Annotated in this window: 12 protein-coding genes; all 12 read right to left on the reverse strand. The window is 68.6% G+C overall.

Annotated elements, in window-relative coordinates:
• Positions 1 to 11: 11 nt before the first annotated feature.
• Genes ABNX08_RS09950 through ABNX08_RS10005 form a run of 12 tightly spaced genes read right to left on the reverse strand, consistent with a single transcriptional unit; the run spans position 12 to position 19,355 of the window.
• On the reverse strand, positions 12 to 3,653 hold the full coding sequence (locus ABNX08_RS09950; protein ID WP_349607251.1) for a DUF4157 domain-containing protein: 3,642 nt from the start codon (positions 3,651 to 3,653) through the stop codon (positions 12 to 14).
• A 51-nt stretch (positions 3,654 to 3,704) separates the two neighbouring features.
• Positions 3,705 to 4,760 (reverse strand): hypothetical protein, encoded by a 1,056-nt coding sequence (locus tag ABNX08_RS09955; protein WP_349607250.1) that lies wholly within the window; start codon positions 4,758 to 4,760, stop codon positions 3,705 to 3,707.
• Complete coding sequence (locus tag ABNX08_RS09960; protein ID WP_349607249.1) at positions 4,753 to 8,304, reverse strand: hypothetical protein; 3,552 nt, start codon at positions 8,302 to 8,304, stop codon at positions 4,753 to 4,755. Before ABNX08_RS09960 ends, ABNX08_RS09955 begins: the two co-directional genes overlap by 8 nt.
• Before the next feature lie 30 nt (positions 8,305 to 8,334).
• Positions 8,335 to 10,659: a phage tail protein gene (locus tag ABNX08_RS09965; RefSeq protein WP_349607248.1), complete on the reverse strand. Its 2,325-nt coding sequence runs from the start codon at positions 10,657 to 10,659 to the stop codon at positions 8,335 to 8,337.
• A complete protein-coding gene (locus tag ABNX08_RS09970; protein ID WP_349607247.1) occupies positions 10,656 to 13,337 on the reverse strand; it encodes a hypothetical protein in 2,682 nt (893 codons plus the stop codon). Before ABNX08_RS09970 ends, ABNX08_RS09965 begins: the two co-directional genes overlap by 4 nt.
• Positions 13,338 to 13,357: 20 nt before the next feature.
• The gene (locus tag ABNX08_RS09975; RefSeq protein ID WP_349607246.1) at positions 13,358 to 15,895 is read right to left on the reverse strand and encodes a putative baseplate assembly protein; all 2,538 of its coding nucleotides are present in this window, start codon (positions 15,893 to 15,895) and stop codon (positions 13,358 to 13,360) included.
• Complete coding sequence (locus ABNX08_RS09980) at positions 15,892 to 16,323, reverse strand: GPW/gp25 family protein (RefSeq protein WP_022535065.1); 432 nt, start codon at positions 16,321 to 16,323, stop codon at positions 15,892 to 15,894. The genes ABNX08_RS09975 and ABNX08_RS09980 overlap by 4 nt, the downstream gene beginning before the upstream one ends.
• 2 nt (positions 16,324 to 16,325) lie before the next feature.
• Entirely contained in the window at positions 16,326 to 16,655 is a 330-nt protein-coding gene (locus ABNX08_RS09985; protein ID WP_022535066.1) for a hypothetical protein, read from the reverse strand.
• Positions 16,652 to 17,233: a phage baseplate assembly protein V gene (locus tag ABNX08_RS09990; protein ID WP_022535067.1), complete on the reverse strand. Its 582-nt coding sequence runs from the start codon at positions 17,231 to 17,233 to the stop codon at positions 16,652 to 16,654. Before ABNX08_RS09990 ends, ABNX08_RS09985 begins: the two co-directional genes overlap by 4 nt.
• On the reverse strand, positions 17,233 to 18,378 hold the full coding sequence (locus ABNX08_RS09995; protein WP_349607245.1) for a hypothetical protein: 1,146 nt from the start codon (positions 18,376 to 18,378) through the stop codon (positions 17,233 to 17,235). Before ABNX08_RS09995 ends, ABNX08_RS09990 begins: the two co-directional genes overlap by 1 nt.
• A 13-nt stretch (positions 18,379 to 18,391) precedes the next feature.
• Entirely contained in the window at positions 18,392 to 18,664 is a 273-nt protein-coding gene (locus ABNX08_RS10000; RefSeq protein WP_022535069.1) for a hypothetical protein, read from the reverse strand.
• Between the two features lie 25 nt (positions 18,665 to 18,689).
• On the reverse strand, positions 18,690 to 19,355 hold the full coding sequence (locus tag ABNX08_RS10005) for a hypothetical protein (protein WP_022535070.1): 666 nt from the start codon (positions 19,353 to 19,355) through the stop codon (positions 18,690 to 18,692).
• Position 19,356 lies beyond the last annotated feature (1 nt).

Below are 19,356 nucleotides of genomic sequence, written 5' to 3' on the forward strand. Positions count from 1 at the left end.
ACGCATTACGATCAGCAAGGCTTGTCATCGAAGCTGCCCTTGGTACCCCCGATCAGTTTCGGTTCCTGGAAGGTTTTCCACTCGGCAGGCAGCGAGCTCTTGTACGGGGGCAGGTGTCCACGAGCCTCGCGAGCGTGCAGGGCATCGCCTCGCGCAAGGAATTCCGCCTGGAAGAAGCGCATGAACGCCGCGTTTTCCTGCAAGGCGATCTCGAATATCGCCTGCCGCGACAGCAGGGAATCGCGTAGCTCGGGATGAGCGGCCGCCAGCCGCCGGAGTTCCATCAGCCTGGCGCGTATGCGCCGTGCCAGCCGGTCCTTGAGGGCCTGCACCTGGTTGAAGCAGTCGACCATGTGGTGCATCTCGTGGTTGAACGTATCGCCGCCGGGGGCTTCGCTGGGCGTGAACATCACGAATGCCACAGGGAAGGTAGTGACCGACAGCGCCACCGGCGATTGGAACCTCACGCCGCCCAACTGCTGGCTGGTGAACTGCGGCGTGGCGCGGAAGGTGAACTCGTTGCGTGAGAACAGCCGCACACAGCCTTCAGTGCGCATCGTCGGGTCGACGCAGACCTGGTCGATGTTGACACCCGACACGGTGAAGTTGTAGCAGTACCGCTCCCGCTCCATGCTTACCTGCACATCGGGCCAGAACCCCGGGTCATAGTCGCCAGGATTGGTGCGCAACTGTTCCGCGCTGCGCTCCAGTTCCTGCCCTTCCCGTATCCGTGCCAGCAAGCCGATGCCATGTGACGGGGCAAAGGGGTTGGCGTCCCCCTGACTGGCGCGGCGGCGGCTGAAGGACGGCAGGGGGCGCAGCGCGGTCGGGATGCCCGCGCTGATGTCCGGCACGCCTGGTGCGGCCACCAGGTCGGGCCGCAGCCGAATGGTGAATTCCCGCCCCAGCTGCTCTCGTCCACCTTCGCCTACGCCTACGCGCTCATCGGCCGGCCCGGTCTCCTCGACCGTGGTGGCATGGCGGGCTGGCGTGTCCAGGATCAGGCGGCCGGAATTCCGATCGAAGCGCACCCGTACCATCAGCGGCCCGTCCAGGTGCAAGGCGATGCGCAAAGGCTCCAGTTCATCGGCTGCCTCACGCACGCGGCGGCGGATCTCTTCCAGGTCGGCCGCATTGGCGACGCTGCCGCGTGGGACCGGCGGCGACACACGCACCAGTCGCCAGGACGGGGGCATCTCGGCCGGTGTGGGGCCGGCGAGTTGCATCGGCGAGGCGTCGGTCAGCGGCGTGGTATCGATGTCGGACGCATAGCTGGCCTTGGCGCGGGTGCCGATCATGCCCAGGTCCATCGAGAATGTCACCTTGTGGCCCCGGATGAAATGCGTGGAGAAGCGATCCAGCGGCGCATCATCGCGGCGTGCGGCCACCCAGGTGTTGAAGGTGGTGCGCACCGTAGCCTGGGCCAGGTCGTTGCCCTGCTGGCGCAAATCCGTTCCCGGCGGCACCCGGCCACGCCGGCTGAAGTCGAGCAGCGTGAACGCCATCGAGGCGGCAGGAGAGTCCGACAGCCCGATCGTGGCCTGGCCGCTGCTGTCCAGCGTCGCCACCGTGGGCGGCATGAACCACGGTGGGGGTGCCAGGCCCCGCGGGGGACCGTCGCGTATCGGCGTGGGCACGGCAAGGTGGACAGCATCGCCGCTGACGTAGGTCACGACGGTCTCGTCTGCCACGATGGTTTGCAGGTAGCCAACCTGGTAGCGTGGGAACTGCGAGGCATCGCCGCTTGCCTGCACCGTTGCGTCAAGACGGAAGGCCCCCCGTGGCGAAGCGATCCGCACGACGTTCTGATCCGGGTCGACCTGCGCCTGGATCGGCGCGGCGCCACCTTCGGTGCGGCTGTCAGTGATGGCGAAGGTCAGCGGCACGGCGGGATGCGCCGGCTGGCGTTGCGGATCGATCGGGCCGGGCAAGGGCTGGTCAGGGCACCCGGTCGGGATATTGGCCAGCGGATCGCCCGTAGGCCGGCTCCACCAGGGCCGTGCCGGATCGACCATCTGGCTTGGGTCGAGCGGGTTGGGTGTACCAGGCGTCTCGCAGGGCGGAATGCCCGCCTGCTCGACGAAGAACAGCGCGGCCTGATGCAGGATTCCTGTGTTGCCCACCGGAACATTCAGGCTGTCATGGACGAAGTGATGGAAGCCGAGGTCGAGGATGCGTGCCATGGCGCATAGCACGGGGTCGCTCGATTCGGTGAACACGCCCGAGCCCAGCCAGATTTCGCGCAAGCCCTTGGGCACCGCCTGGCCCATGCGGTTCGGCTTGACGTCGTTGGGTGCCTCCCCTTGGAGCTTGATGGTCAGCCGGCTCACCATCTCGGCGGCATTGGGCATGCGGCCACAGGTCCAGCGCGACAGGTAGGCATCCGCGCCCAGCCGGTAATCACGCGCGGTGATCCGGGCCACGGCGCGGTCCACGATCGCGCGCGGCGTGGCCGGTGCGGGACCGCTTGGCGTGACCTGTCCGGCCGGCGCATAGGCCCCCACCAGCACAGTCTGGTTGTCGGCCGGATTGGGTCCGAAATCCGAGGTTTCACCCTGCGCCGCCAGTTCGATCTGCTGCGAAGGCACGCCCGCGTTCTGCAGTTCGCGCGCCGCCCGCTTCGCGCGATGACAGGACAGGTTGAGGTTGTAGCCGGCCTTGCCCACCGTGCTGGCATATCCATGCACCTTGAAGATGGAGTCGGCGCGCTGGCTGCGGGCGAAGCTGCGCAGGTTGTCGCTCTGCGCCTGGTCCTTGAAGACATCGGAGTCCAGGCAGAACTGGAAGTGCATACCGGCGATGCTTTCGGCGCTGGACGGGCAGGGCGGGTCCGGCTGCAGGTTGCCCAGGCCCGTCGGCACGGGCGGGCAGGCCGGTTCGCCGGTGCGCTCGCCGAACTCCGGTGGCGGCGTGGTCAGCGTGGTGGAGGGCTCGACCTGGCCGACATCGATATCGTCGTCGCTTTCACCCTCCATCTCGCCCTGCTGGCGCTGCACGATGTTCCTGCGCGCCACGCCGGCGCCCGCCGCGGACTGCTGCACCACATGGGTCAGTTCGTGGGCAAGCAGGTGCTGCCCCGCTGTGGTGCGCGGCGCGTACTGGCCACTGCCGAACACGATATCGCGGCCAACCGTGTAGGCCCTGGCGTTCACCTCGCGCGCCGAGCGATTGGCGGCGGCGTCGGCATGCACCCGTACCGTGGCAAAGTCCTGCCCGAAGCGCGGCTCGAAGAAGGCGCGCGCGCGGGCATCGAGCGCATGGCCGTGGGATCGCAGGACTTCGGCGACGCTTGCCGGCGCGTCCGCAGGCATGTTTAAGGCCCGACCGGCAGGCTTCCTTTGCACCTTCGCGTCGTCCTCGTCGATCTCCACGCCGCACCGTTCGCACTTGCGCTGCACGCTTGCGGCAGCTGGCCGGATGTTGCCCCGGGCAGGCTCCATGCGCATGACCCGATGCGCCATCTGGTCCGCCTCGCGCTCAAACACATCATCGGTGGGTCCGATCGTCAGGCCAGCAGCCTTTGCCTTGCAGCGCGGGCAGGAGCCGCCGCAGGCGCAGGCGGCCTTGCGCTGCAGCAGCGAGGCTGGCGCCTGGTGCGGCACCGGCACAGGTGCCGGCGCCGGCGCGGGTTTCCGCGTCGGTTGCCGGGACATTGCCGGCTTTGGTGCTGGATTTTGGCGGGCTGGCGCGAACATGAGCAGCACCTATGGCTTGTCGCTCCTTGTCTTCTTCCGCCGAGCTGCGGAAGGGGCAGGAGCGGTTTCAGGCCCGGTGCGCGCCACGGAGAAATCCGCCGGCACGATGCTTCTCGCCTGATCCAGCAGTTTCGCCGCCACGGCGCGGTCGCCGACAATCTCGGCCACCCTGGCCGGGTCGGCTTCGAGGATGCCTTCGACGTCGACAATGCCACCTTTGTCGAGTCGCTTGCGCGTGGTGGCATCGATCTCGAGCTTGTCCAGTGGTGTCCTGGGTGCTGAGGAGGCGGGGGGCGTTGGCGCCGGTCCTGCTCCTGCTCCTGCTCCTGGTGCTGGTGCTGGTGTTGGCGCCGGCGCAGCGACCGGGGGCGGCGTGGTGCACACGCCACCATCGCGCGCGCCCAGTACGATGATGCGGAAGTCGACCTGGCCAAGCACAGGATGCAACGGTACTGCCTCGACCTGCAGCGTCTTCTGCGCGGCATCCAGCACATGGATGCGTGCATTCAATTGCGCAGCAGTAGCGGCCCGGGTCGTCGGCTTCGCGTCCGTTTCCCCGGCGGCCGCCATGTTGACGGTAGTCCCGGTGCCATTCCGCTGCCCGCCCTGGTAGCGCAGCAGGAAATAGCCTTGCGCGTCGGTGCAGCCAAAGCCGATTTCGCGGATCCAGTTGCCCTTGTCGTCGTAGAGGGCAACAGTCAGGTCAGGCAAGCCCTTGCCCTGCCGGTCCCGCACGAAGCCGTGGAATACATAGCCGTCCTGGTCCACGGCCGGCACACCGGTGCCGGCGCGGGTCTGTTCGAAGCCGATGTCGCGCAGCAGTCCTGCGTTGCTCCTGATTCGGTCGGCCAGCGCGCCCACCCGCGGATTGTCGCTGCCGTACTTGAGTGCCAGCCGCCGCTGCTCGCGCGCGTAGCCGCTGGCGCGGGTGGTGCGCACGGTCTGCAGGCCGGCGAAGGCGGCAGCGCGCTGCGGGTCGAGGCTGGCGATCTGGCCTTCCAGCGATTTCTCCACCGTCTCGTCCGGGATGCCGCTGGCATCGCAGCTACGTGTGTTGTCAGCCATTGCTGATGACTCCAGTGGTCTTGCCGAAATTGGTCAGGATCCGCCCGTTGCCTTCGCACAGGCCGGTACCCAGCGGATCGACCAGCACGGTATTCGGACCGCCCTGCAGGTAGGCGGGGAAGAAGGCGCGCGCCAGTATGCAGTGCGTGGTCTGGTTGAAGGTGGTGGCGTTGAGCATGCCCAGCGTCACCGCGGAGAATTTCGCGCGCAGCAGCGACTCCTTGAGCCGGTTGTTGCAGGCTCGCAGCGAAAAGCCGAACAGGAGCGCATGCACCAGCACCACGTCGTCGAGCAGGTTGCAGTCGCACTGGTTGTCGGCAAAGGCAACGTCGTCGAGGCTGAAAACGGCGATCGAAGACAGCGACAACGTGGCACCGGTCTCGACCAGGTCCAGCAGGCACTGGTTGTCCGCGAACAGCACATTGCCGCCGGCCAGGTAGGCGCCCAGCCGCTCGTCGTCCAGTCCCGGCCGCGCGGAGAAGCCGGTGGTGGCCAGTGCCCCCTTTGCAATCGAGGAGAAGGCGAGGAACTGCAGGTACAGCTCGGCCGACATGCCGAGGTTCAGGATCGCCACCGTGGCCGCTGCGAAGGTCGCCCCCGCGCCGCGCACGATCGCATGGCTGGTCAGCTGGTTGCCGTGCACCGACACGGGTCCCAGCGCCGTCACACTGAGCGCCTGGCCCAACGGCGCGCTGACGATATTGCCGTGCATGGTGAGCGCTGGTTCGCCGCTCTGGACCGGCAGCACCTGCGCGCCCACGCGCACCGGCATCACCGGCGCGACCGCATAGACGATATTGACGCCACCGCGCCGGCCGATCCTGGCGGCAGCGCTGCTGGCGACGCTGGTGGTCGTGTTGGTGGTTACATTGCCCGGAGCGGCTCTGGCGCCGTTGCCTGCAATGTGGTTGCGCGATATCTCCAGCCCCTGCGCATGCAGCACGAAAATGCCGCAGACCGGCTCCAGGTGGCTGGGGCCATTGTCGTCGATCACGTTGTCGCGAATGACAAGCCGCTCGACGTCGGACAGCGCGATGCCGCCATAGCCCATGCTGTCGATCATCGCCTCCGGGATCTCGGACAGCGGACGCCGCAGGCAGCCGCGGATGTCGTTGCCGGCGATGGCCAGTCCCTCCACCGTGACGAACTCGTCGGCCTCGGCCAGGTTGAAGAAGCCGGCCACGCCGATGCCGTTCATGCCCATCTGGTGGATGCGGTTGTCAGCGATCTCGATCTCGCTCAGCGTACCGGCCGAGGCCACCCGCACCCGGCCTTCGCCGATGTCCACCGGGATGGCCACCAGCACGCTGCTGGCCGGCATCCTGGGATCGCAGGGGTCGACGGGGCGCGGGCGCGGCCAGCGTATCGGCGGCACCGGCTCGTTGCGGTCGTCGATAAAGATCAGGCTGCCGAGCGTGATGCCATTGCCCGCGCCGCCGCGGATCAGGTTGCCGGCAATGCGCACCCGGTCCGAGGTGCCGCCGATCTGCAGGCCGCCCCGGCTCAGCGATCCGGGCGCGAAAGCCATGGCCGCCATGGTCGCCGTGGCAGCCGTGACGGCCGTCGCCGCCGGCACCTCCGCTGTCAGCACCGGCTCATCGGTTCTGGGCTGGCCAGCCGCAACCTCGATCCGGTTGCGTTCGATCAGCATGTCATCGCCTAATGCGAACACGGCCGGATCCAGGCAGGCACTGTCGCGCATGCGGATCCGGCACCCGCTCAGCATGAGCTGGCGCGCATTGAGCACGCGGATGGCGCTGGCGGCAGCGGCGCTGATGTCGAGTTCCTGCAGGATCACGCCGACCAGCGCATCTGGCACCGGCTGGTCGCGCCCGAAATTCGGATCACCGCCTTCCAGCACCAGTCCCGGCCCGCGTTCATGCGCCAGCACGGCAAGCGAATCGATGCGGATGTTCTGTCCGCCGCGCACGTGGAACACGGGCGGCGCGCTGTCCGCCTCGCCGCGCGGCGGGGCACCATGGACACGGCTGCGCGCGCCGCAGCCGGTCACGGTGACATTGCGGCGGCGAACGATCTCGATGCTCTCGGTGAAATCGCCGGGCAGCACGCAGACCTGGCCGCCTTCGGCCGGCAGCGCGTTGATTGCCTGCTGGATCGACTCAAAGTCGCCGAAGCTGCGCCGCCCGTCGCCGACGCGATAGGTGCAGCAGGTCTGCAGCCGGGTAAGGGGGCGAAAGCGCTGGCGGCAGTCCTCGATACTGCCCGAGATCGTGGTATTGCGGCGCCCGGTCCAGTTGATCTCGGCCAGCGCGGCGCGGTGGCGGACCACGCCGGTCGGGGGTGCATCATCGATCAACACCGCCGGATTGGGAATTTCGCCGGCACGTACGCTGAAGGTCCAGTAGTCGCCGGGCTGGAAGTTCCCGGCGGCTGGCGTGTCGAAGGCCAGCCGGATGCCATCGCGCAACTCGACCGGATTGGCGGCGTTGGTGAAATCGGCAATATCGCGTAGCCCGTTCCACAGCCGGAAGAAAACCGGTTCGGTGGTTGCGGGCAGGGCGCCATACCCCGGGGGCACCGCCAGTTCGAGATCGTGGTCGGTATTGAGGGTCGCGGTGCTCGCGTAGACGACGCTCCATGCACCATCCAGCTCGTCATATTGCAGCGCTTCCAGGTACCAGTCGGCCAGGCCGGCGTTGACAATGGCGGCGCGGCCGGCGTCGATCACCACGCGCGGCGGGTTCAGCGTGGCGTCGAAGCGGCCGCGTCCGGCCAGTCCGCCGTTCCACTGGCTCCATTTGAAGCGCGCCGGGGCACCCGTCTCGCCTTGCGCGATCTCGATGCGATAGAGGTTGTGCTCGAAGCCAAGGTAGCCACCTCCGCCCACCACCGGGCAATCACCCGGAATCGCCGTGACGGGGGCCAGCGTCACGCTGAGCCGGCCCTTGCGGGCAGGGTCGTCGCGCAGTCGCCCGGCGATCGATGCGCAGTCCTCGCCTTCGGCCAGCCGCAGCAGGCGGAAGCGCACATTGACAAAGGCGCGCTCTGCCGTATCGGGGCCGCCCAACGCCGGCTCGATCAGCCGTTCCGGATACTGGAAGCCGTGCAATGCTTCCTCGGAAACCTCGACGATGACCGCGTCGCGAACGCCATCGTCGATCTGGTCGGGCGTTGGCAGCGGGTCGGCCAGCGGTGGTCCGTAGTAGCGGACCCGCCGCTCGAGAGGCGCATCAGGGGCGGCCGCCGCGCCGGGCAACCGTGTCAGGATGCCATCGACCCACGCGCGTCCCGGCCTGACGGTGACATGCACTTCGCCATCCTCGACGAAGGACGAGGTGACGGCGAAACTCTGTGGTTCTGCCGCAGGCACCGCGCACACGCCTTCGCCGATGATGTCGCGGCCGGCCTGGCCGTGCCACGACAGCGCAAGCAGCTGGCCCTCGGTCAGGTCGGCGTCATCCATCACGCGGCCTTGCTGGTGCAGCACGCCCTCGATATTGCGCAGCGGCCCCTGCGCGGGCGCGCTCACGCCGCGCTCATGCTCGTGAGGGTCGAAATAGAGAGCAGAGAAGTCGCCTTGCATGGCAGCCCCGTTCAGTTTGCAGTCATTTTTCTAGGTCACCGGCAGCAGCAGCGGCCGCACGCCGATGGGCATGAATTCCCGCAACCTCACCTGCAGATTGGTCCATTTGTGCGCCTCGAAGAGAAAGCCGAACGCACCCATCGCATCGTCGCCGGGCCCGAGGGTGCGGATGCGCGCATCGGATTCGCGCGCAATCTGCGCATAGCCGGGATCGTTGAACCTGCGCGACGTGAAGACCAGCCGCGCGTCGCGCCCATCCAGGCAGAAGTGGTTGGGCGGCAACCGGTCGCCGTCGCCGCTGAACCAGCTCCATTTGATGCAGCCATGCTGGTTGTCCAGCACGGCGAAACGCTGCGAGAAGATCCCGCCGAGCCCGCCGACCGCGCTGGTGCGCGCCGCGCCGAAGCAGGTCAGTCCGTCAAACTGCAATGGCGCGCCCCAGTTGTTGGCGGCATCGGTGGCGGCGGCGATCGCGAAGACGGTGTCGGGCGCATCATCGTCACGCGGCGAGGCATCGACAATGCAGTGCTGCAGGTCGAGCCGGTAGCGGTCGTCGATGGCGAGGCTGCCGCAAATGCTGTCGGCGATCACGATGTCAGGCGTCGGCGCGAACGCGAGCACATCGTCGGGGTCGGCAAAGCCATAACCGTTGGCCAGCCGCATGGCGGCCCTGCGTGGCGCCTGGCTGCCATCGCGCAGCGCATGACCACCCGGTGCCAGGGTGCAGCCGACAATTTCGAGCCGCGCGAGCGCCGCGCGGCCGATCAACGGGCCATCGGCCGGGAACGGCGCCGCTTCGTCGGCGGCCAGGTACAGCCCTTCGAGCCGGACTGCAGGAGCGACCGTGGTCGCCGCAGCGGCGGCCACCGGCCGGAATCCCAGGGGCTGCGCCAGCAGCACGACCGGGCGCTGGCCGCCGGCAGCACGGATCGTCAGGGATCTCGCCAGCCGCAACGAGAGCCCGCCGTCGACGCTGGTGCCGCCAAGTGCCGCCAGGTCGATGCGATGCACATGGCTGTCGCTGATCTCGATCACCACGGGGCGCGTCACGGTGTCGAGCCCGTCAAGCGCGTCCTGCAGCGAGATGCCTCCGCTGACCGCGCCCACCGTCCGCAATTCGACACTGTCATCGGCCGGGAACACCCGGGACACGGGATGCGCGCCCACCGGCCCGACCGCGCCGTAGGTAAAGCTTGCGTAGATACCGGGAACCCCCTGGGGCGTGATCAGCAGGTCGGCCTGGGCCGTGCTACCCATGCCGATCATCACGCGCCCCAGGTCGGGATCGATCACGATCTCGCCATGACGCAACGGCCGACGCAGCCCGCTTTCCCAGGCGCACAGGTTGTCACCGCGGAAGAGCCATTGCCACGCAGTCTGCGGCGGCGGCGGAATCAGCAGAGGCGCAAGCGATTGCGGCAGGAACAGATGCAGGCCCGCATCGCCGAGATCGAAGCCGGTGGGGGGACTCGCAGCCTCGTTGAAAAAGTCCACCGCCACGTAGGCCTGTGGCCTGGCGCCGGGGGAGCCCGTCGTCAGGCGTGCGTCGGCCATCGGGCCGGGCACTGCGTCCGCCTCGGTCAGCGGGGCGATGATGCCGCCCGATGTGTTTTGCCGCAGGAACCCCGGGCGGCTGGTGTTGAACAGCCGCACCGGCAGGTCCAGCGGATGCAGGTCGAAGCGCAGCGCGAAGCGGGCCAGCCCGGCTGGCTGGGGCCCAAGGTCGCCGACGCCCTTGGCCAGGGGCTGCGCGGGCTGCAGCCGGTAGGCGGCCAGGCGCCACAGGAACACCGCCAGGTTTGGCAGGTTGACATGGCGTGTGTCGCTGAAGGCGGGCTTGACGTCGGCACTGTATGCGAAGGGATCGAAAGGCGTGCCCAGCAGCGCCAGCGTGGCCGGGTCACGCAGCGCAGCGGTGCCGCCGCGATCCGGCCGCTGGTGGTTCAGGTGCTGCGCCCAGCCGAGGTTCTCGCGCAGCTCGACGGCGCGACAGGCCCAGGCGGTAAGGTTGACCGCAAGCCGTTCCACGGCGCCCAGCGTGCCCTTGCGCCGGCGCAACGCGATGGTGTCGGCGACGTCCGCGCGCAGCGTCCGCGGCTCGCCCTTTAGGTGGCTGGTGCCCAGCAGGTCGGCCAGGTAAGGAATGACCCAGTCGTCACAGGTGTCGATGAACAGGTCCTCGTACAACTGGGCAATGTTCCCGTGCAAGGCCCCGAACGCGCCTTCGACCGCGCCCAGGTAGGCACGCAGCGGGTCCGGCGGCGACTGCTCGGTGTCGCGGCTGCGGTAGATTTCCGGCAGCCGGTCGAACAGCGGCACGCGCGGCATGGTGGACCGATCGCCTGGATCACTCATTCGCACTCTCCGCTGACGGGTTCGGCCGCGACGCCCAGCGTCAGGTGTGTGCCGGCCAGTTGCAGCAGTTCGGCTGGCGCACAACCGAGCCTGGCGGCCAGCGGGCGCGGAGCTGGGGGCAAGGGCTGCGTGACCGGAGCCGTCGCGGCGGCGGCGGCGGCCGGCGTCGGAAAGCGGCCGAACGCGGCCACCTTGCACCACAGTACGCCGTGCACATTCTGCACGCGGCCCTCGACACGGCTGGCATATTCGCCATCGCCCAGACGGCGCGCATGCAGGCCGAACAGCCCGGTACGCTCGTTTGCGGTATCGCCCGCCAGCCCCAGCGCGGCTCGCAGCGAGTCTTCCACCACTTCGCGCCGCAAGCGCGGATCGCAGGCATAGACCAGGTCAAGGAACACGTGGCGCAGCCTGGCCTGCTCGATCACCAGCGCGAAGCGATCCGGGCCGCGGCAGCGCTGGGCCTTGACGATGGCGGCGCGCACGGTGCTGAACTCCGCCTCGCGCCCGGCTGCCAGCAGGACGCGCAGGATCACGGCCGGCACCCCGGCATGCAGGTCCCATGAGGCCGTGGCGGTGACCACGCCCGGAATCGACAGTGTCTCCGTTTCATAGTCGCGCAGGCTGACCAGCCGGCCCAGGCTTTGCACCTTTCCCGGTGCCGCCTCCCGGGCCTTTTCCAGGTCCTCCGGGTCGGCGCCGCCTGAGACGATGCCGGCCAGCGCAAGCTTGTCGAAGCCTGGCGGCCGCTCGCTCGCGGTCGGGGTGGGGCCGGCCTTGAGGGCGCCGCGCGCACCGGTGCCGCTGCGATAGATGGCGCGCACATTCTTGACGCCCGAAGGCAGCCGCACCCCGGTCTCGCCGTCCCCGAACTGCACGAAGCTGCGCTGCTGCGCGTCTTCGCGAACGATGTAGACCGTATCGGCGGGCCCACGCCCGAACAGGGAATCGACCCGCGTCCACAGCCGGTCATTGACCCAGACCTGCAGTTCGGGCAGTTGCGGCGGCGTGGCGCCCGCTTCCAGCAGATACGTCAGGGGCGCCTTCGGCAAGGGGAAAGTCTGGAAGCGTTGGCGGCTGTCGCCATTGCCAAGGAAGGCCTCGCGTTCGGTCTTGCCCTGCGAGGCGTCGGCGAGATTGCCGAACACCGTCACGGTGGGTTTGGTCTCGTCGAAGTCGGCCCGCGTGAATGGCGCTGGCGCGCGGTCAAAGCTCAGCGGCCACAGGCGCGGCGGGTCCGGGTCGAGCGCGGGGAAATCGTCCGGTGCGTCGAGGCAGACCAGGTCGAGGCCGCGGCCATCCGCATGGGACAGTGACAGGCGTCGCCCGGCCAGCGCCCGCGCTTGCGCCGCGGTGCCATAGAAGCGCAGCGCCCGGGTGCCGCTGCCGAACGCCGTGGCAAGCGGATCGGACACGGGGCGCAGGCCCAGCACCGGACTGGTGACTTCGTGGATGCGCCAGTCGCGCACGTCAGACAGCGGCCATGGCGACATCACCTGCCTGACCAGCGGTGCGTCCAGCGTCAGCACGGTGGTGGGTCCGTTGAGATTGCCGAAGCCCAGCGCCCCCGCGCGCAGCGTGCGCAGCATGCGCGCGACGCACAGCGCGAAGCGCGTGCCGGAGGCGGTCGCCGCCACGCGGGTCTGCACAATCAGGCGGGTGCCAGGCACCAGGTCGCTGACTTCCACGTCGAGCGGCACATCGGCTGGCGCCAGCGGGAAGGAGGCACTGCTGTTGGTGCAGTCGTGGCTGGCATCGACATGGCGGTCGAACGAAGTTGCCGAGATGCGCGTGCCCGTGACGGCCCCGCCGGGACCGGTGGTGGGCGTCGCGATCTGTGGCGGGGCGCTATGCCCGAAATGGCGGAACGAACGGCCGATGCGGTATGCCGTAACCGGGGCATCCCAGGCTTCGTCCAGCCCGCCGTCGAGATCGACCAGCACGCGGTCAAGCAGGCGCGTGACCTTGGAGATCTTGACCAGCTGCGCTGCCTTCTGTGCCGACAGCGTCGAGCCGGCGCTGGTCCAGCCAGGCTCGGGGGGCAACAGCAGCATCCTGTCGCCCGGCTTGAGCTCGAACGCGCCCAGGCTGATGCTGTCGCCCGCACCCGCTACGCTGGCCAGTTCGAGGCGGCGCGTGCCAGCCGGCAGCGTGGCGGCATAGCGCCGCGGCCGGTACAGATGGAAGCGGCCCAGATGTGGCCAGGCGGTGAGTTCGGCATCCGTTTCAAAATCCGCCGGGGTGGGGTTACCGGCCAGGTCGGCCTTGACCGCGAAGCCGGCGCGGATCGTCACCGGCGCTTCGCCGCGTACCTCGAAGGCCAGTGTGGCGCGCCCGCCGATGCCTGGAGCCAGCCTGTAGCCGGTCAGGCGCACCAGCTCCGCCACGCTTTCGCGCCAGGCAGCCGTGCGCAGGAAGGCCTCGTTGGCGTAGTGCTCCTGGTAGAAGGTCAGGATATCGCCCAGGATGGCTGCGCCCTGCAGCAGCGCGATAGCCGGATCATCGGCATCGCGGTGTGTCCATCCCGCGAGCGCGGGGGCGGCGTCGATGGCCCGGATCATGGCCTCGGCGAAGTCATCGTAGCGGCCGATGCGATAGGCAATGCGCGGCAGCCCCGGGCGGTTCTGCACGCGGCGCGGGAAGATGAAGGGATCGGTGATCAGGGGATCGCAGGGCATCTCGCGCTCCGGTGGCCCGCCTATTGCCGCCCGCCCTGCACCTCGAAGCGGATCAGGCCGCGTTCGAGGTGGTCGGGGTCGTTGCTCAGCAGCACGACTTCATCGAAGCCCATTTCCAGCACCGCGGTGCCTGGTGCGCCCGGGGTGGGTGCGTTGAAGCGCTTCATGGCGATGCTGACCACATGGCGGATGCCGGCCACCCGCTGGATCCGGCCTTCGATGGCGCTGCGGTGCAGGGCCTGGCCAAAGGTCCACTGGTCCGGGTGGAAGAAGCCCGGGCGGCCGTCAGTGGTCCAGCCGTCCGAGAATTCCTGCTCCAGCACAAAGCGCAGGTCCTCGCGCCAGTAGCCGGGTTCGGCGCAGACGGTGACGCGCACGTCGAGCGGGACATAGCGGGGAGGGCGCAGTTCGAGGTCCTCGCCAATCAGCCGTACCGCTTCCAGGTGTGCCGCCACATCCGCGCGCAGCCGATCGTCAAGGGTTCCGCCGGAGGCCACCGTGCCTGCGGGGTCGATCACCACCCGCACGGTGCGCCAGCTGCCGGTCCACGCATAACGTGCCACCGCGCGCGAAACGCCCGGGACCTCCTCTGCGCGGCCTACATAGTCCGCCAACGTGACGGCACGCAGCTGGCGCGCGCGGTAAGCCTCGGGGGCATTGCGGCGGACCTTCTCCACCGGCTCCGGGTCACGTCCGTCGGTCACGTCGAAGGGGTTCCAGGCCGCGGTCACGGCGCCGCCGAGCGTGCCCGCCAGTTCCTGCACGAAGGTGAGCTGGCCGGCGCCGACATTGCCCGAGACACCTCCGCCGACCTGGTAGCCGGCTTCGACGACGGCGCCCGCCGGCAGCAGCCGCCCGTTGCGGCCATTGCCGAAACGCAGCGTGCTGCGGCGTCTTTCATCGGTCTCGACCATGAAGTGATCGCCCTGTTCGGGGGAGTCGTCGCTATGCACCAGGCTTTCGACTTCATCCCACGCATCGGTCGTGCCATCCGTGGTCGTGACCTCGACACGCAGGGTGGACCGTGCTGGAATTTCGCCCTCGGCCCGCCCTGGCACGCCGTAGGCGGCGGCCGGCAGGTAGGCCAGCGGCCCCTCGTCGGGCAAGGCGGCCAGGATCCAGTCGTGGTCATCGCCATGCCGGTTCATCCTGTGGTAGTGGCGATGCTTGAGCGTGGCCGAATCGCCGGGCAGGGTTGTGCCCGCGTCGTGGAAACGCACCGTGATCGGACGACCCTCGTAGACCGGCAGCAGGTTGCCGAAGAACAGCGAGATGTCGGGCACCGCGACCCCATCGCAGAAGGTGGTGAAGCTGTAGTCGAAGCGCAGTGCGTCCTCGTCGCGCCAGCGCAGCCGCACCAGCCAGGTCTGCATCACCGGGTCGAACAGCGTGTCGGCGGCATCGTTGCCGGCGCGCAGCCGCAGCCACTGACGCTTGCGCGGATTGCGGCCCGGCGGCGCTCCTGTCAGCGGATTGCGCATCTCCGCGATGGCGAAGTCGCGCCAGGCGCCGGTGCGGACCAGATCACGCAGCGCCTCGGCCTGCGCCTGCGTGGCCAGGCCGCCCACGGGCACCAGGTCGGCCTCGGTGCTGCCCGCGCGCAGCGCCGGCTGCGCGTCGCGCCAGGTGTGCAGGCGCAGGCGGTTCAGCAGCGGATCCAGGCGCTGGCGCGCCGCCTCCGGCAGGTAACGCTGGCGGCTGGCGAACGAGATGGTGCCGGCCACGACCGGGCTGGGGCCGGTGCTGACGATTAGTTCCTGGTCATCCAGCGTGAAGGGTGCCTGGCCTGCGGCAATGTCGAGCGCCAGCCAGGTACTGGCCTGGTTGCCTTCGTGCAGGTGGTAATCCATCAGGCGCGCATGGCGCGCCAGCGACACGCGCTTGCGCACCGTGGCAAGGTACGCCTCGGCCATCACGCGGTCCTGGTAGTCGGACAGTTCGTCGGCGGCAGCGGCGAAGAGGTCGATCAGCACCTGATCGAGGTCCGCTTCGCTGGTGCTGTTCCAGCCGGGCACGCGCTGCGCCATCGCCGTCAGCAGCGTGTGGCGGAACGAGTCATAGTCCTTGGCAAGGTAGTCGATCGCCGGGCCGGGCGACAGCGGACGGCCCTCCTGCGGCGGCGCGCAGTCATTGGTGAAGCAGCCGGGCCGAAACTTGAAGCCGAGGCTGCTGAAGAAAGGATCGATGCGGCTGGCGTCCCACACCAGTTCGAGCGTATAGGTGGAATAGTCGCCTACCGGCTCCACCCGCAGCCCCAGCCGCGTGTTGTCGATGCCCGTCACCGCCGTGACCCTGACCTGCCCCTCGGCGGGGCCGCCCCGCACGCGTGTGCCGCCGCGCACACGGAAGATCTGGCCGGCGCGCGCGGGCTCTGCAGCGATCTCGGCGAGAATGTCGGCGAGGTGCAGGTCATTGAAGAACCGCAGGTCGAGATCGGCCTGGGCCGGCTGCGGGCCTGCCGCCAGGGCGACCAGCGCCAGGCGCATGCCGTTCAGGCCGTGCGCCTGGAGCACATCGGCGCGGTCGTCGGCGTTGTCCTGGTGGATCACCGTGGTCATAGCCCGGTCCTCTGGAACCTGATCACGCGCGAATCCGGACTGCCGGCGGGCCGGTACTTGACCGTCACCTCCAGCCCGCCGGTCAGCGCATCGAGCAGCAGCTCGGGCTGCGTGCCGGGCACCGCTGCCTCGTCGCCGAAGCGCACGTCGATCAGTTCGACCACCACCCGGTGGCCAAGCCAGCGCGACAGCGCCTGCGTGATGCGCGACTTCACCACGCCGCGCAGCACATCGGAAGCGGGCTCGAACACCAGCGTGCGCACGCCTCCCCCGAACTCCGGCAGGAACAGCCGTTCTCCCGGCCCGGTCAGCAGCAGTTGCAGCACCTCGTCGCGAACGTGCTCGGCATCGCTGCCCGGCGCGGCGGTGCGGCCGTCGTCGCCGATGCGGAAAGGGAAGGCCAGATGGCGGCCATTGGAAAGTGCCATGATCAGACTCCGAACGCCCGTGCCTGCACCTGCACCACGATGGCCGGCCCTTGCGGCACCTGCGCCGCGTTCAGGCACAGGCCAACGCTGTTCTGCAGCAGCACGGGCACGTTGCGCACCTTGGTCTGCACGGCGGCGGTGACCCACCGGATCGTCAGGCAGGGCGTGTACACGCCGCCGGGCGCGAAGGTACAGCCGACGATGGGGTGCACGTCGGTCTGCAACAGCGCGGGGCAACCATCGATCAGCGCCTCGGTGTTGCTGGTGATCAGCACTGCCTGGCCTGCGTGCGGGCACATCACAGTGCTGGTGCTGGTCAGGATGGGAATCATGGCGGCACTCCGAACGCCATCGCGCCGTTGACCAGGCTGACCCCTGCCAGCCCGATCTTGATCTGCCCGTTGTTCAGCGAGATATTGGTTGCGCTGATGGTGATCTCGCATGCGCCGCAGCTCAGCACGATCTCGCTGCCGGTCAGCCTGATCTCAGGGCCACCGGTGCTGCCGTGGACCAGTTTCAGCTCGTCGCCCTCGTCATCGAGGATCACCTTGTGACCATGGGAGGACACAATCACGCGCACCTTCGCGCCCTGGGGGGCGGGGCGCTGGCCGCTGGCCCACCAGGCGCCGGACCAGATCGGACTGTCCAGGCGTCCAGCCTCGAACTCGATCCATACGCCCGAACCCACTTCGGGCAGCATCACCATGCCGTGACCGTCACCACCGAACGGCGACACCGGCAGCGCCCACCCGGTGTCCTGGCCGTGCAGCACGCTGTCCACCCGGGCCTTGATCCGGCACAGGTTCTCGGGGTCGTCGACGCTGGTGACGATGCCGCGGTACTTGCCGAAATAGCTGGTCCCCGTGCGCTCGACCAGGCCCTCGATAATGGATTCCGTGACATCGATCATCAGAAGATCTCCACACTGGCTGACACCGACAGCGTCAGGCCGCCGCCGAGCGCCTCGGCGACCTGAGCGCCCGATACCTCGGTGAGCGAATCGGACTTGGCTTCGAGCCGCTGGGTATGCACTGACGGCGTGATGCGGTGGACCACCTTGGTGATCAGGTAATCGCCGCTGTAGGGCGTTGCGCCGGCATCGACGCGCACCTTCAGATATGGCGCCAGCAGTGCGCCATAACAGCCGGGCACGGCCTCTCCGCTCAGGTGATAGACATAGCCATTGCGCCGGGCTTGCGCGATCGCCACCGCGGCAGGGTCGTCACGCGCGCTGTCCGGCCCCGGCAGCAGGCGGCGCGGGGCCAGGTCGACCGGTGTCGCCGGCAGCTGGCGCATCAGGCCCAGATCGGCGGCGCTGGTCTCGAACGTGGTGACGCCCTGGTCGTCCACCCGCAATACCCTGGCCTGCGTGATCTCGCCACCGTCGGGATCCTGGCTGATGCTGGCGTTGGCCAGCGTGCGGCGATCACCCAGCATCAGCAGTGGCGGCAGGTCGGCGGCGTCAGCCGGGTCCGGCAGGAAGCAGCCGATGCTGGCGCCGCGCTCACTGCCCGGCAGCACATAAGCATGGCGGTCATTGAGCCGGGCCAGCTCGCGCAGGAACTGCAGCACCGTACCCCGTCGCACGGTGGTTTCCGGCGTAGCGCTGGTGCCTTCAATCCGTGTGTCGCGGATCGCGTCGAAGCGGCGGAACAGTTCGTCGGCCAGGTCGCTGTGCCGGCGATGCTCGAAGGGCGGCTCGACTTCCTCGTCACGGTGGAGCAGGGCGCTGTCGTCGCGCACCACCATGGTCGCCGCGCTGCGGCCCGGCTGCCCGTCCAGGCTGGCGTCGAGGTTGACGAGGGGGCCATCGATCAATGGCGCGAAGCGGCCGTTGCCGATATCGAGCTCGATGCGCACGCGCGAGAATGGCGCGACCTTCTCGCCCGGCCAGTGCAGCCACCGGCCCCTTTCATCCAGGCACAGGGCCATGCGCAGATGGGCTTCCCAGAACGCGTCCATTTCCTGCGTGACCTCGATCTCTTCGATGCGCGCCAGCTCCTCCTCGCTCGCAGCGCGGTCACCGAACCAGATGCGCAGGCGCGGATCGCCCATGGCTGCCTCCCGCTCAGGTCGCCGGCACGTCGAGCTGGTCGCCGGGATTGGCTACCAGCGTGCGGCTGTCCAACGCGGTATTGGCATCGGCCACATGCCAGTGCTGCGTGGCATCGCCGGACTGCGACTGGGCGATCAGGTCGAGCCGGTCGCTGGCCTGCACCGTGCGGGGCTCGCCGGTGACAGGCGTCAGCCGCCGCAGCCGCAGCGCAACCACGGTTTCTCCGGTCGAGGTGGTGGTCGTGACGGTGGCGACCTTGGCGTAACGGGAATTGGCCAGGAACATGGTCTTGCCCTCAGTGGCGCTTGCCTTACAGCGGTATCAGATCGACGACCTGGTCGGCGGTATTGACGAGGTTGGCGATCGCCTGCGCCTCGCGCGCGATCGTGGTGTATTCCAGCGCGCCCTTTCCCAGCGCGTCATCCGAGCAGTCGTCGATCTCGATCACGCTGAGTTGCAGGTCGACTTCGGCGCGCAGGGGGTTCAACACGGCGTCGTACTCCAGTTCCGCGATCGTCATCGCGTCGATGGTGACTGGCACGACCCGCGTCAGGCCCCAGATGAACAGGATGCGCGGATACTTCTCGCGCGGGATCGGTTGCGCAGGCGCGTCGGCCGCCCCGCCCAGGCCCAGTGCATCGCCGATGGCGTCGAGCGCCTTGCCGAGCAGGCCGGCAACCTTGGCACCAGGCAGCACCATCTTCTCCAGTGCGCACAGTTGCGGGCCGATGCCGAACATCCTGGCCACCGCCTTGTCCTCGTCGAGCAGGTTGGCGGCGCTGAAGTGCGCCTTGAAGGAGATCTTCTCGAAGGTCCGCTCGCCGGCCTGGCTGGTCTCGCGCCGCGACACGCCGCTGGGGCGTGGGGGAATCTGCAGGCTGCGCGACAGCGATTCCGGATTGAACTGGAAGATCACAACGTTCGGTATCGGGCCGAGCAACTGGGTGCCATATTCGATCAGGGCGCCGCGCAGCATG

The organism is Cupriavidus sp. DF5525, assembly GCF_040149425.2.
GTDB classification, from domain to species: domain Bacteria; phylum Pseudomonadota; class Gammaproteobacteria; order Burkholderiales; family Burkholderiaceae; genus Cupriavidus; species Cupriavidus pickettii_A.

Coding starts and splice junctions, on each gene's coding strand:
- ABNX08_RS09955 (WP_349607250.1), bottom strand. CDS start 4,760: ATGGCTGACAACACACGTAGCTGCGATGCCAGCGGCATCCCGGACGAG.
- ABNX08_RS10005 (WP_022535070.1), bottom strand. CDS start 19,355: ATGCTGCGCGGCGCCCTGATCGAATATGGCACCCAGTTGCTCGGCCCG.
- ABNX08_RS09980 (WP_022535065.1), bottom strand. CDS start 16,323: ATGGCACTTTCCAATGGCCGCCATCTGGCCTTCCCTTTCCGCATCGGC.
- ABNX08_RS09965 (WP_349607248.1), bottom strand. CDS start 10,659: ATGAGTGATCCAGGCGATCGGTCCACCATGCCGCGCGTGCCGCTGTTC.
- ABNX08_RS09970 (WP_349607247.1), bottom strand. CDS start 13,337: ATGCCCTGCGATCCCCTGATCACCGATCCCTTCATCTTCCCGCGCCGC.
- ABNX08_RS09990 (WP_022535067.1), bottom strand. CDS start 17,233: ATGATCGATGTCACGGAATCCATTATCGAGGGCCTGGTCGAGCGCACG.
- ABNX08_RS09975 (WP_349607246.1), bottom strand. CDS start 15,895: ATGACCACGGTGATCCACCAGGACAACGCCGACGACCGCGCCGATGTG.
- ABNX08_RS10000 (WP_022535069.1), bottom strand. CDS start 18,664: ATGTTCCTGGCCAATTCCCGTTACGCCAAGGTCGCCACCGTCACGACC.
- ABNX08_RS09960 (WP_349607249.1), bottom strand. CDS start 8,304: ATGCAAGGCGACTTCTCTGCTCTCTATTTCGACCCTCACGAGCATGAG.
- ABNX08_RS09985 (WP_022535066.1), bottom strand. CDS start 16,655: ATGATTCCCATCCTGACCAGCACCAGCACTGTGATGTGCCCGCACGCA.
- ABNX08_RS09950 (WP_349607251.1), bottom strand. CDS start 3,653: ATGTCCCGGCAACCGACGCGGAAACCCGCGCCGGCGCCGGCACCTGTG.
- ABNX08_RS09995 (WP_349607245.1), bottom strand. CDS start 18,378: ATGGGCGATCCGCGCCTGCGCATCTGGTTCGGTGACCGCGCTGCGAGC.